Genomic DNA, 12,776 nt, shown 5'->3' with positions numbered 1-12,776 from the left:
GGTAGCCATGGCCGTTGAAATCCCGATGAAACAGCGGAGACCGGCCCCCGGCAGCCGGCCACGACGCCACGACCTCACCGGACGACTCTCAGCGCTCCGGCCCGTCGCATCGATGCGCATCCGCCGGGCCGGGTTTCACCGCGGCGGTGTCATGCCGGCATCCCCGGGAGGGGTACTAGATCCGCCGAGGGCTCGGCTGCCCGCGGCGGCGCGGGTCGTCGAGGGGGCGGGCGAGTTCCCCGGGGTCGGTGCGGGAGCGGGCGATGGCCCGCTCGTACCGGTCGCGCGCCTGGGTGAGGTCTTCCGTCGCGGCGTGGCGCCAGCCCAGCCGGTTGCGGATCTCCGCCTCCAGTCTGATGCCGGGCCGTTCGCCGACCGCCGCGACTGCCTGGTGACGGAGTTCCTTCGCCCCGGCCGGGTCGCCCAGGTGCCCCACGGCGGTGGCCAGTCTGCCGAGGACCGCGGCGTACAGCGGGATGTCCCCCACACGCTCGGCGAGTCCGGCGGCTCTGCGGAGCGCGTCGGCAGCCTCCGCGTGCCGCCCGCGGTCGAGTTGGAGCGTGCCCATGCGGAACAGCGTCTTGCTGAGGATCCTGGGTCTGCCGAGCTTCTCGGCGAGGACGACTGATGCCGCGTAGCAGTCGTGTGCCTTTTCGTGTTCCCCCACCTGATGGTGGATGGCGCCGATGTTGGCCAGATACATGACGGTGAGCCAGTCGTCGTCCGCTGCCTGGGCGAGGTCCGCGGATTGGGCCAGGAGCGCGGCGGCCTCGGCCGGTTCGCCGGCCGCGTTGGCGAAGATCCCGAGGGAACCCAGGGCCCGCGCCTGTTCCATCAGGTCTCCGGTACGGCGGCTGATCTCCAGGGCGTCCCTCAGCCAGCGGCGCGCCTGCTCGTGGTGGCCCTGCAGGCCGTAGGCTATGCCCATACAGGTGCGCAGTTCGGAGACCATCCGCTGGTCGGTGGCCTGCTCCGCCAGCGGCAGCGCGATCTCGACGGCGGCTCGGCACTCGTGGTACCGGCCCTGTCGGGTGAGGTAGTCGCACAGCCCCTCGGCGATCCAGCAGGCGTCGTCCACGTGCCCCCCGGCCGCCGCATGGCCGACCACGTCGACCAGCTCGCCGCCCACCGCGTCCAGCCAGGCCGAGGCCTCCTCCCAGTCCGCGAAGGGCGCGGTGTCCGGCCGCGGGCCGGTCGGGAAGGCGGAGGGGCCCCAGTCGCTCGCGCGGCGGGCGGCGACCACGTAGAGCCGGAACACCCCGGCCCGGGTCGCCGCGACTTCCGCGGGGTATGCGGCGGCGACGCGGCGGGCGTAGACCGCGACCAGGTCGTGCAGGCGGTAGCGGTCCGCGGCCGGCTGCTGGACGAGACTTGCCTCGACCAGGTTCTCCAGGGTCCGCTCGGCGTCGGGTGGCGGAAGGTCGAGCATGGCGGCCAGCGTCAGCGGGGCGAACTCCACGGTCGGCGACAGGCCCAACGCGCGGAACGCGCGCCGTTCGGCATCCGGTAGCTGGTCGTAGGAGACCCGGAAAGCCGCCTCGACGCTGCGGTCCTCCACGGTGAGCTCGCCGAGCCGGTGCTCGTCGTCAGCCAGCCGGGCCGCCATGCGCTCCAGCGCCCATGACGGGCGGCCCTGTGTCCGCGCCCCGATGACACGCAGGGCCAGCGGGAGCCGGTCGCAGAGGCGGGCCAGCTCGCGCACCGCCGCACGCTCGGGCTCGGAGCCCGGATCGCCGACGATACGGGTCAGCAGGGCCACCGCCTCGTCGGTGCCCAGCGGCATCAGCGAGATCCTGCGGTCGGCGTCCAGTCCGGTCAGCCGCTGACGGCTGGTCACCAGCACGAGGCTGCCGGGCCCGGTGGGCAGCAGCGGGCGCACCTGCTCGGCAGCGATTGCGTCGTCGACCACCAGGATCAGCCGGAGGGCGGCGGTCGCGGCCCTCCACGACGCGGCCAGAGCGTCGAGGTCCTCTGATGTCTTGTCGTCGCCCTCGTCGACGTCGCCGACTGCCCGCAGCAACCGGCGCAGCGCGCGGTGCGCGACCGTTGACTCCCGCCCCTCGCGGTGGCCGTGAAGGTCCATGAACAGGCAGCCGTCCGGATAGCGTTCCCGCATCGCACGCGCGGCGCGCACCACCAGCGCGGTCTTGCCCACCCCGGCCATGCCGTCCACCGCGCGGACCGCCACCGCCTGCTCATCGGCCGGCGCGAGGAGCATGTCGAGCTCGCGGCCCCGTCCCGTGAACCCGCTCGCGTCGACCGGTAGTTCATGACGCGCTCGGCGGAGCGGGCGAGCGGCTGCGGGCCGCCGGTCCGCCGATCGGCGCGGTCGCGGCGATGCGCCGTCCGCCGTCCGCCGCGGCGGTGGCGGCGCGCCGAGAAGGAAGGCGGTGTCAGAGCGCAGCACCGCCTCGTGCACGCGCCGCAGTTCACCGCCCGGCTCCGTGCCCTGGTCCCTCACCAGACGGCGGCCCACCTTGGTGAAGACGGCCAGCGCATCGGCCTGCCGGTTGCCGGCGTAGAGGGCACGCATCAACATGGCGGCCAGCGGCTCGTGGTGCGGATGCGTCTCAGTCAGAGCGAACAGCTCTCCCACGACCTCGGCGTGGCGGCCCAGCCGCAGCTGGCACTCCGCCTTGTCCTGCACCAACGCGAGCCTGTGTTCCGTCATCCGCAAGCGCTCACCCTCGGCGAACGGCCCGGGGACACCGGCCAGGGGATCGCCCCGGAACAGCTCCAGAGCGTCGGACCACGCGCCCGCCGCGGCGTCAAGGTCACCGGAGTCCCGCGCCGCGTGCGCCTCGGCGACGATCTCCTTCAGCCGGGCCACGTCCATCCAGACGTTCCGTGGGACGAAGCGGTAGCCACCGCGGTCGGTGACGATCACGGAGTCGGAAGGGTTCTCTCCTTCGGTGCGCAGACCTCTGCGCAACTGGTGCACATAGACCGGGATCACCTTGGCACCCGTGCCCGGCGGTTCCAGGCCCCAGACACTGTCGAGCAGCAGCTGCCGGCTGACGGTCGTGCCCGGCCGCAGCAGCAGCGCCGTCAGCAGAGCCTGCTGGCGAACCGGACCGAGCTCCAACGGTACGTCGCCGCGCCAGGCCCGGAGCGGACCGAGCACAGCGAACCGGAGCCGACTGCCGCCCGTCGACAACTCCCCTTGAGATGCCACGCAGGGAGTATAGGCCCAGGATCTCCGCTTCCCCGGAGACATGGTGTGTCAGAGGGACGAACGGTCTCCCTTCCGTGCAGCCGTGTGGAGCGCACGCGCAGGTGGGTCGGGAATCGGGGGACGTTGCGCCGGGGCTGCGGGTGTTTCCGCCAGCGGGTCTTGAGGCAGGTGCGGTCCGGTCGGTTGGCCACAGGTGCATCCCCTCGCTGGTGCCCTGGCCCTCAAAGCTAAGGCAGTTCGCCGCGTGCCCAGTCGCGTGAGCCCGGCATGGCCGGCTGGCCGACCTGATCCGAACGACAGCCCCAGGTCGGCGGCCTCTTCGAGCGCGTCCATGGCGTGGTGCTGGAGGCGGCGCTCGGTGTCGCGGCATCGGGCCGCTGAGGAAGGCAGGTTGGGCTTCGGCAGGATTCCAGCATCTGCTCCCCGCACCCGCGGGGATGGACCCGACCACGGCGACCCAGGCTCGATGCAGTTTTGTCTGCTCCCCGCGCCCGCGGGGCGGATTCAGCAGGCTCGCGACGGGATGTCGGCGGAGCGTGTCCGAAAGATTCTGGAAGTGAGGATGGCGCCTCGGGGGCGGTCCTGCTCGGTGAGGGCGGGCTGCTGACGGAGATCACCAAGGCCGTGCTGGAGCGGGCCCTGGCCGCCGAGATGAGCGAACACCCGGCTGTGAACGCGGCGACCGGGCTGGACACGGCTCGGGGAACTCCCGCAACGGCACCTCACCCAAGCCGGCCCTGACCGACGCCGGTGCTGTCGCCCTGGCGGTGCCGCGGGACTGGGGGCGATCAGCTGTTCGCTCTCGGCTGGCGACTGCACAGGGCGCAGTCCCCGGGCGCCTGTTGGCGTGGCCGGAGAGCAGCGATGTGGGGGAGATGCGGTCGCGTCATGGTCGTGACGCTCACTCGTCGCCCTTGGTGAACAGTTCGCCCCCAGACTTCTTTGGCGTGCGGGCATGTGCCTGGGCCGAGGGGGTGGTAGCCCCAGCGGTCGGCGACGGCATCGACGAGGAGCAGTCCGCGGCCGGACTCGTCTGCGTCACGTGCCTGTCCGAGTGTGGGCAGGCGTGAGGGCTCCCGGTCGATGATCCCGACTCGCACCCGGGTTGCGGTTGGTCTCACGATGATCATGCGGATCTCGTGGCAGGGCGTGTGCCGGGCCGCGTTCGCGATCAGTTCCGTGACAACCAGCATGGCGCGCTCTGCGAGGCTGTCGAGGTTCCACAAACTCTCGGAGAAACGACGGCTTCTAACGAATCTCAAGGGGGACCGGCAGGGGCGGGAAGAACTCATCGGTGTGTCGTCGACAGGCCCGCCGCCAGCAGCCGACGCTCCTCCGAGTCCTTTGGCACCCACAGCCCGAACCGGCTCTCCAACTGCTCCAGAACCTGCGTCGGGTTCATGCGCTCGCCCGACGGCCAGCCGAGCGCCAACGGCTCGGCCCCGTCGTCGTACGCTGGAAAAAGGGGGTCGAAGGACGACAGGACACGCCCGTCCACCGCGTACTCCACCCGCTGTACGGCGTTCACGTCCCGGCTGGCTGCGATGACGCGGGTGCCACGGGAGAGCGTGGGGAGGTAGCTCACGGCCGAGACGTACGATACGGAGGCCTGAATCGCGAAGGCCCACCCCTCGATTGAGCCGGCCCGGATCACGGCGATCGTCGAAGGGCGCAGGAAGCCCCGTTCCTCCACGGCCTCCACATCCAGATCGTCCAGGTGGTCGAGATCGTACGGCTCGTCCGCCGCGTTGCGGACCTCGATCTCCTCGGCCTCGAGCCGGGTGAGGGGGAAGACGGACTCGCGCTGGGCGCCGAGGCGTTCAAGCACCTCCTCCGGCGTGAGGTCCTCGCAGAAGATAAGGCTGTAGCCGAAGTCATACGCCTCGAACACCCAGCGGAGTCCGTCCGTCATTCCGTCACCTCGTCAGCATCTCGGTGGGCAGGAGTGGGGGTGGGCGGCGAAGGAGACCCAGCGGGGTTTGTAGATGCTGGGGTCCTTGTAGTGCGTGCCCTCGTCGGACACCCGGCTATCGAACGTGTTTACATTGTAACTGAACGTGAAGTGCGTTCCGACGGAGTTCAGTTGAGGGTGGATGTGCGCGTAGTGGGCGAAGATGTTTTCGTCGTCGTACGTGCCCCACGGCCCGGTCTCCGGCATCTCGTACACCTCGGCCTGGTGGTACCAGCCGCCTGCTGGATCGCAGCAGAATAGGCGTACAGCTGGGCGTTGAAGGCCAGGTTGCTTTCCTGGGTGAGCAGCATGAACTGGCCATTCCAGGGGGTGACGCTGTACTCGTTGGCCACGCCGCTCGAGGAGTTGGAGGTGCGCCGCTCGTCGAGGCCCACCGGTTGTGCGCCGCGTCGAGGAACTCCCAGCGGGCATTGAGGTCGTCGCCCAGGACGCGCGCGACCCGTGCGGGCATGGCCCCGGGACGGACGCCGCGCGCAGGCGCTTGACGGCGTGATCTTCTCATGCGTGGGAGTGGACTGCAGGGGGAGTTCGAGCTGTGCGAGGCCTTGGCCTGCCATCCGCAACGGTGGTGATGGTCCCCTCACGTAGCAGGACTACGTCCTCACCCACGGGATGGGTTCAGGGCGTCGGTCTGTCGGTTGGCCTGTGCACAGCCGCGAGAGCGAGATGCCCGCCGGGCGTGCGAGGCCGGCAGCCGTGACCGGTTGCGGGTTCTCCTGGGTGGCTCGGGCGGTCTGTTCGGGGCGAGCGCTGGTACGGAGGCTGCGTTGACGGGCACGGTCTTTTGGGTCACCGCGGGAAGCATTGTTGAACGCAGTCTGGGTTCCGCTGATTCCAGGCAGTTGTCCTTCATCGTCGGGCCGGGGGTGTCGGCGCGTGTGCGTGCCTGTGCAGGCGGCCCGGCCGAGGGAGGCGGAGCCATGTCCGGGAAGCGCGCTGGACTTCACGAGAGCGAATGGAGCGCCCAGCCGGGGGATCCTTGCAGAGCGGGCGCCTGGGGGAACTCCGGCACGTCGCATCGCGCCGGTCACCGGATATCGGCATGTCGGTGCCGGTGGTTAGCCTGTCGGTATGTCGGAGCGTGTTGTCCCGTGCGGTACGGGTGGTCTGATCACTTTGGGCGCTGCGGATGTGTTGTGGGCTGGTTTGACGGCCGGTGGTGCTGTGCCGACGGTTTCTGATGCGTTTACCGGTTCCGTTGCTGATGCCGGGGCGGGGTACGTCCTGCTCGGTGGTCGTGCGATAGCCACGGTCAGGGCGGGCGGCGGGCGGGGTGTTCCGGAGGCTGAGGTGCGCAGGGCGGCGGCGGAACTGACCGCGATCGAGATGGATCGTCAGGATCTGGTCCGTGTGGGTCCGTTTCGTGAAGCGCCAAAACAGCACATGGAGGGGCCGTTGCTGCGGTGGCGTCAGCACATCGCTCGGGTCCTGCGCGAGCCGGGCGGTACCGGGCGGGCGGCGCAAGGCGACGGCGGCCGTCCGTGCCATCTGGCGGGGATCGACTGGCGGCAGGTCCTCGTGGAACAAACCCGTGACCGGGCGGCACCGGCATGGTGGCTGCCCCGTAGCGTGGTCAGGGTGCTGGACGCGGCCGAGCACGCCGAAAAACAGTGGCTGAAGGCCGCCCGGCAGGAGAGCGAGGCCATGGCTGAGCCGTCCTTTCGCCACCGGCACGCACAGGACGCCGACGGCCGTCAGACAGCGCGCCCCGACAGCCCTGCCCCCTCCCTGCGCCCGTACCGCGGAGAACTGAAGGGCCGGCTCTACTCGGCACTCAGCAGGAAACCGGGCATCTCACACAAAGTTGCCGGGTGGGCGTGCGCCGTATGCCGCACCGCTCCCGCTGCCGTGCTCGACCACTGCCACGAACACGGCTACGTCCGCGCCCCGGTCTGCCACTCCTGCAACACACAGGAAAGGCCCGACCATCTGTACAGCAACGACATCCGGGTGGCCGACCACTACACGCGCCTCTTCGACACCCACACCAACGACTGGCTCCGCCACTGGCACCGCTGCCCCGGCTGCCGCGCCCGCGCGACCCTGCCCCTGCCGCACCTCGCCGCCTGGACCGCCCACACAGCCTGCCGATCCCTGCGCCCGACCCACCGCTCCCCAGGCTCGCGCGGGCGCAGACCCTGCGGCGTGCTGCGCGTGTCCTGGACGGGCAGTCACCAGGCGCCCGGTTCTTGTCTGCTCACTGTCGCCGTCGACTTCTGCCCCTTCGGCGAGCACCGTGTCCTGGCGCGGGTTCCCTATCGTGAAGCGGTCGCGCAGTTCCGTACCTGGCTGGCCGAGACCGCACCTGACGTGGCCGCCGAGGCCGGCCCCGACCGCCTGGACGGGCTTCCCGCTCGGGTACGGCCGGTCATCGCGGACACCAGTGGCGAGGACCAGGCCCTGTTCTGATGAACAGCGGGCCCGTGACCCACCGCGCATCCGCTCCCCGCAGGCGCGTTGTCCTCGCCGCCGGGCAGGCTGGCTGCTCCCCGCGCCCGCGGAGGACTCGTGCTCGGTCTGACGTCTGCACGAGCGTGACCTGATCCCCGAACACGGCGAGGTCCCTGGTCCGCCGCATGACTGAGACCAAGCCCCCGCCCGTGCTCGGCCGCTCACTGCCGCTGTCCGCCCACATGATCGGCCCAATCGCCCGGGCGACGGAGGAAGGCAAGACCCGCGCGGAGGCAGCCGCCGCTGCAGACGCACCCCTGCAGGCACTGACGCGGTGGCTGGGCGCCGGGCGCCGACTGCGGGACAGCAATACCGATCCCGACTCGCTGCGCTCCCAGGACTGGCTTGTCTGCGCCTGCTGAAGACGGTGGAGGAGGCGGAGGGGCGCCGGGAGGTGGCGCGCCTGGAGGAGCAGGGCGCGGCCGCGGCGTGGGGTTGGGAAGGCTGGTTTGGGTGTAAGTGATGCGCCGGCGCGGGCTGATGCCGAGGTCGTTGGCGCTGAGGTGGAGGGTGTTGTCGCAGTTCTCGGTGATGCGGCCTGCGGCCGCGACCGTCACTCGGGGGGTGAGGGATTCGGTGGCGTGGCGGGTGGGGTAGCGCCGGGCGGTGCACACGTACGGGATCGGGTCCCGTCGCGCGTCCCACCGGCTGGGCCTGGGTGAGGCGGGAGCGGCAGACGGCGATGCCGGTTTCGGTGAAGTGGCATTGGACGTCGTTGGTCACGGTGCCGGACACGTGCGTGAGAGGCGGGGCCGTACGAGCACCTCCTGGCGTTCGGCTGGGGCGTCGCACCGCTGGGCCGTTGCCCGGTCGGGCGGGTGTGCGGTTGTGGTGCTGCAGGGGGTTGAGCTGTGCGGCTTGCGCACTCAGGGGTCTTGGCCGTCCGGGCTGGATGTGGGTCGGCGGGTGTTGCCGGGGTCTGCTGGTGGCTGCGGTACGGGTTGTCCGGGTGGCGGGTGGGGATGGCTGGTGCTTGCGCGCATGATGCGGCGCATTTCGCTGAGCTGTTCCCACAGTTCGGCGATCTGGGTGTAGGCGTGTTCGAGGGATTCACCTTCGTGGTGCGGCGGGATGTTGCCGTCCAGGCGTTTGAGGACTCCGTAGATCCGGCTGAGGCTGCGGTGGACTTTGTCGGCGGCGGCGAGGGCGTCGTCGGGGACCCGCATCTGGGCTTCGGAGTATCGTGCGCGATGTCCGCGCCGTGCGTCGTCCAGCCGTGACCTGAGGTCGTCGGTGACGCGGCCGGCGCGCAGTGCGTACCAGAAGTTGTTGAGCTCGGAGTGGTAGTCCAGGGAGGCGGTGTTGAGCGTGATGTAGCAGGCCAGGACGGCCTCCTGCGTCGCCTGCTCCGTCTCGTGCCGCCGCTCGCGTGCGCGCTGGCGCTCAGCGTGGTCCAGCTCCTTCACCCTGGCCTTCCCGGCGAGCCGCTGGGTCATGAGCGCTGACAGGAGTGTGCCGACGATACCCAGGAACGCGATCACCAGCGGAACCACCGTGTTGCTCAATCCGGCACCTGCCCTCTGTGGCCTGCTGTCGAGTATGGCGGCGCGCAGCCGCCTTCACCCGGCCGCCACGCGATCCGCGAGGGCCGGTGATCATCAGTCGCGCGTCGAGGGTCATCGCTGTACCTCCGCTACGCCTGACGTCCTTGCCGGGCAGCCGACTCTGCTGGGGTTGCGGTGCTCTGGACGGTGGTGTCCTCGACCTCCACGTGCAGCGGAACGGTGTGGCTGTGCCGGACGAGCCGGTGATCGGCGGTGTCGAGGTGGGCGAACACGAGGATGCCCGCGATCTCGATGCGGGGCAGGGCGTCGTCGTCGGGGCCGGCCATTGGATGGAACACGGCGGCGCAGTTGGCCTGGGCGCAGCGGCCTGCCGCCCGAGGCCGTCGGAGCCCTTGGTGGGAGCCGTGTTCTTCACTGTCGCAGGCATGTCATACGCTGCACCGGCAGCTGCTCCCCGCATGCCGCCGCCTCCTGGGACGGCGGCTGCACCGGACAACTCGTCGGCTTCACCCGCGAAGTCCTGCGCGTGGCACTGACCGTGGTCCGACGCAGCGACCACACCAGCGGCTTCACTGTGCTCCCCAAGAGATGGCCGATGGAACGCACGTTCGCCTGGCTGATGCACTCACGCCGCCTGGCCCGCGACTACGAGAGGCGCACCGACACCTCCGAAGCGGTGATCCGGTGGTCGATGAGCATGGTCATGAGCCGGCCGCTCGCGCGACGGACAGGCTGAACAGGCCCGGCCGTTCCTGCGTCAGCCAGCCCCGCGCGGCCAGGCGCTTCGCCTTCGACCGCACTCCTTCGACCTTCGCCGGGACCGGCTCCAGCCCGAGAGCCGCTGCGAGTTGACGGCAGTCCATTGTCTCCCCGCCCGACCCGTTCGCAGCGGCCAGGATGTCCATGCCCCGCCGGTAGTCCGGTGCCAGAACCGTGGGCGGGAGTCCTTCCTCCCGGTGCGGCACCACCGAACCGGGCACCGCCGTGACCTGCACCGGCCGCCGTTCGCCGGCCACCACAGCCTCCTGGGTGTCCCCGGCCCTGCGGGGCTCAGCCAGAACCTCGCCCACCGTCTCGCGGGCGATCACGAACCGCTCCCACACGGCCTCCGCCTCGCGCAACTCGGCCTGCAGAGCCTCCACCCGCTGCCGGGCGGCGCGTTCACGCTCCTCCAGCAACCCCATCACCGACGGCATCCCGGCACCTCCACCGAAGAGACGACACCACTCCTCGTCTCTGCCGCCGAAACACCGCCCCTACACCTGACCAGCGGAAACACACCCGGCACTCTCGGAAAGACAACGGCTTCTGAACACCAGGGCAGAAATATAAGGATCGCCGTGCCTGGTGAGGGTTGCGCTGGGGTGGCCGGTGTCTGGGTCCCACAGCCGTACCGTGCCGTCTGTGCTGCCGGTGGCCAGGGATTGCCCGTCAGGACTGTAGGCCATCACGGAGAAGGTGTCAGTGCGGCCGGTGGCCAGGTTCGTACCGTGCCGTCGCGGCTGGCGGTGGCCAGGCTCTGCCCGTCAGCGTTGATGGCCAGTGCGTCCACATTGTCCTTGTGCCCGGTGAGGGTGGTGCGGCTGCGGCCGGTCTGCGGGTTCCACAGCCGCACCCTGCCGCTGCGAGCACCGGTGACCAAGGTCTGTCCGTCCGGGCTGAATGCGACCGCGTTCACGATGTCGTTGTGGCCGGTGAGGGCGGCGCGGCTGCGGCCAGAAGCGGGGTCACAAAGTTCCACTTCGCCCGCACTCACGGTGGCGAGGGTCCGCCCATCGGGACTGAACGCTACCGCGTCCACAATGCCGTCCCGTTCGGGGAGGGTTGTGCGGATGTGGCCAGAAGCCGGGTCCCACAGCCGCACCGTTCCGACGTAATCGATGGTGGCCAGGGTCTGCCCGTCCGGGCTGAACGCCACTGCATTCACGATGTCGTCATGGCTGGCAAGGCGGCTGACGAGTGGAAGTGCTGTGACCAGGCGGTGTCCGTGCAGCTCAGCGCCGTTTCGGATCACCGTAGTCGGTGCAACAGGAGTGGCACCACCGCCGGTTCGGGTGAGACGTGCGTGGCGCTGGCCCAGAACCACGGGGAGAGGGCCGACGGCCGTGGATTAGTGCGACGGTCGGATCACTTCCGCGGTCGGGGCTGACTACCTCCAGCCGACGGGGCGCCTGGGCATGGTCGACTCCATGGGTGACGCGCGCATCGCGGGGGATGAGGGGGGAAGACCCCGCGGTTCTTCCGTCTCTCCGCGGCGGCCGTCACCCCGCTCCGGACATGCGGATCGTGGAGACCATGATCCGCCTCGTGCGACTACAGGCCTCGGGAGACATCGATACAGCCGCCGAGAACGATCATGGACTGGCAGCACGAGCGTGCTGACCCGGTTCTCGTACCTTCGGCGGGCCTTGCGCTGGGCCGGGACCGCCGGGTGTAGCCCCGGCCGCGCCGTACGGTCATCTGCTGGTCGGCGGGCTCCAGGCTACAGCCGCGTCCATGGCAGGATCCCGACGCGCCATTCCGTGGCCGGGCGCAATGCGGACAGGTCAGGCGGCGTCGAAGTTCCCGCTGCAGGTACCGAAGGTGTCACCGCCGCTGGCTGTGCCCAGGCCGAAGGAGGTGTTGAGGACCTCAGCGAACTGAGGGGTCATTCGCAGTGTCAGCCCCTCCACATTCACTGCCGCATGCAGCGGCAGCAGCTGCTTCAGCTCCGGCGAGAACTTCTCGGGCGCCGAGTACTGGAACGCGGGGATGCGGATGCCGTCAGGGTTGGCGGGAGACTTCACGACAAAAGTGACATCACCCGTCGGGAGCGCCGCGTTCGGATCGGACACGTCTACGCGCGTGCCCAGAGCGTTGACAAAGGAGACTTGCCCCGTCGCGCTGACACCGAGGGTGACAGCTGCGGCGAGTGCCTCTGGGTCGGTGATCAGCTCGGCGGGGTCACCCTTGAGAATCAGCTGCCCTGACGCACCGGTGAAGGCGGCACTCGGTGCGGGAAGATCCGGCGTCGGTGTCGCTGAGGAGACGGTGATTCCGGACTTCGCCCATGAGATGGCGCACGCACCGCCGCCCTCTCCGACCTGCAGTGCGAGCGGCCCGACGGCATAAGCCGCAACCGTGACTCCCGCGAGCGCCAGACCGGACAGCCCGGCGGCAATGACTCTCTTTCGCACAGTATCTCCTCGTGCTCGATGCAAAGGGGCATACGACCTCACCCTTCTCGAGGGCCCTGTTCTCCGCACCCCATCGGTGGTGACCGGGTGAACGCCCCGCGGGCGCGATCCACGGCCACGCAGAGTGCACCGTGCGCGAGGCTGCAGGAGAGGAAACGCGGACCCGCCTCGGTCATCCCGGTGGGCGGCATCGGCAATATGCCGGTCTTCGTCTCCGAAGTGGAACGCCGCCTAGCACACCTCTATTGGCGTGATTTCTCAGCATGTCGCGGGTGACAGCTGCGGACCCTCGCACTGTGAGGCGTACCGTCGACACGGCTCAGTGATCGAGGCGCTGCCGCGGCGGTTCCCCGTGGCCGCCGGGGCGGACAGCGACGACATCTGTCACGCCACCACCAGCCGCCTAAGACGCCGTTTCATTTGGTGAGGCGACGGTGGCAGATGAGGGCTGCGGCTATGCCGACGAAGGCGAGGAAGTGTTCGGCCTTCCGCTCGTA

At 69.9% G+C, this 12,776-nt stretch carries 11 protein-coding genes and 1 pseudogene; 3 read left to right on the top strand and 9 right to left on the bottom strand.

Features of this window, described 5'->3' with window-relative positions:
• Positions 1-175 precede the first annotated feature (175 nt).
• Entirely contained in the window at positions 176-3,175 is a 3,000-nt protein-coding gene (locus ACFYR0_RS36875; protein WP_389338455.1) for a BTAD domain-containing putative transcriptional regulator, read from the bottom strand.
• Positions 3,176-3,742: 567 nt separating this feature from the next.
• Here ACFYR0_RS36875 and ACFYR0_RS36870 point away from each other — a divergent pair.
• Positions 3,743-3,954 (top strand): annotated as a pseudogene (locus ACFYR0_RS36870) (transposase); the annotation flags it as partial.
• Between the two features lie 9 nt (positions 3,955-3,963).
• On the opposite strand, the gene ACFYR0_RS36865 reads toward ACFYR0_RS36870, so the two are convergent.
• Both ACFYR0_RS36865 and ACFYR0_RS36860 read right to left on the bottom strand, forming a co-directional pair.
• Positions 3,964-4,368, bottom strand: coding sequence for an ATP-binding protein (locus ACFYR0_RS36865; RefSeq protein ID WP_389338452.1), 405 nt, complete (start codon positions 4,366-4,368; stop codon positions 3,964-3,966).
• Between the two features lie 95 nt (positions 4,369-4,463).
• Positions 4,464-5,087 carry a DUF6461 domain-containing protein gene (locus tag ACFYR0_RS36860; RefSeq protein ID WP_389338449.1) on the bottom strand — a complete coding sequence of 208 codons (624 nt, stop codon included), beginning with the start codon at positions 5,085-5,087 and terminating at the stop codon, positions 4,464-4,466.
• Positions 5,088-6,218: 1,131 nt separating this feature from the next.
• Here ACFYR0_RS36860 and ACFYR0_RS36855 point away from each other — a divergent pair.
• A complete protein-coding gene (locus ACFYR0_RS36855; RefSeq protein ID WP_389338446.1) occupies positions 6,219-7,556 on the top strand; it encodes an endonuclease domain-containing protein in 1,338 nt (445 codons plus the stop codon).
• A gap of 167 nt (positions 7,557-7,723) precedes the next feature.
• Entirely contained in the window at positions 7,724-7,960 is a 237-nt protein-coding gene (locus ACFYR0_RS36850) for a hypothetical protein (protein ID WP_389338443.1), read from the top strand.
• 504 nt (positions 7,961-8,464) lie between these two features.
• On the opposite strand, the gene ACFYR0_RS36845 is transcribed toward ACFYR0_RS36850, so the two are convergent.
• The 6 genes from ACFYR0_RS36845 to ACFYR0_RS36820 all read right to left on the bottom strand — a co-directional run bounded on the left by ACFYR0_RS36845 (position 8,465) and on the right by ACFYR0_RS36820 (position 12,279).
• On the bottom strand, positions 8,465-9,103 hold the full coding sequence (locus ACFYR0_RS36845; protein WP_389338440.1) for a hypothetical protein: 639 nt from the start codon (positions 9,101-9,103) through the stop codon (positions 8,465-8,467).
• Between the two features lie 128 nt (positions 9,104-9,231).
• Positions 9,232-9,429 (bottom strand): hypothetical protein, encoded by a 198-nt coding sequence (locus tag ACFYR0_RS36840; protein WP_389338437.1) that lies wholly within the window; start codon positions 9,427-9,429, stop codon positions 9,232-9,234.
• Positions 9,430-9,804: 375 nt separating this feature from the next.
• Positions 9,805-10,299, bottom strand: a complete 495-nt coding sequence (locus ACFYR0_RS36835) for a hypothetical protein (RefSeq protein WP_389338434.1) — start codon at positions 10,297-10,299, stop codon at positions 9,805-9,807.
• Positions 10,300-10,359: 60 nt separating this feature from the next.
• On the bottom strand, positions 10,360-10,551 hold the full coding sequence (locus tag ACFYR0_RS36830; protein WP_389338431.1) for a WD40 repeat domain-containing protein: 192 nt from the start codon (positions 10,549-10,551) through the stop codon (positions 10,360-10,362).
• Positions 10,551-11,189: a WD40 repeat domain-containing protein gene (locus ACFYR0_RS36825; RefSeq protein ID WP_389338428.1), complete on the bottom strand. Its 639-nt coding sequence runs from the start codon at positions 11,187-11,189 to the stop codon at positions 10,551-10,553. The genes ACFYR0_RS36830 and ACFYR0_RS36825 overlap by 1 nt, the downstream gene beginning before the upstream one ends.
• Before the next feature lie 460 nt (positions 11,190-11,649).
• Positions 11,650-12,279, bottom strand: coding sequence for a hypothetical protein (locus ACFYR0_RS36820; RefSeq protein ID WP_389338425.1), 630 nt, complete (start codon positions 12,277-12,279; stop codon positions 11,650-11,652).
• Between the last annotated feature and the right edge of the window lie 497 nt (positions 12,280-12,776).

The organism is Streptomyces sp. NPDC005017 (assembly GCF_042873115.1).
Classification (GTDB): domain Bacteria; phylum Actinomycetota; class Actinomycetes; order Streptomycetales; family Streptomycetaceae; genus Streptomyces.
The sequence above is the reverse complement of the archived record's forward strand: the minus strand, read 5'-3'. Positions and strand labels throughout refer to the sequence as shown.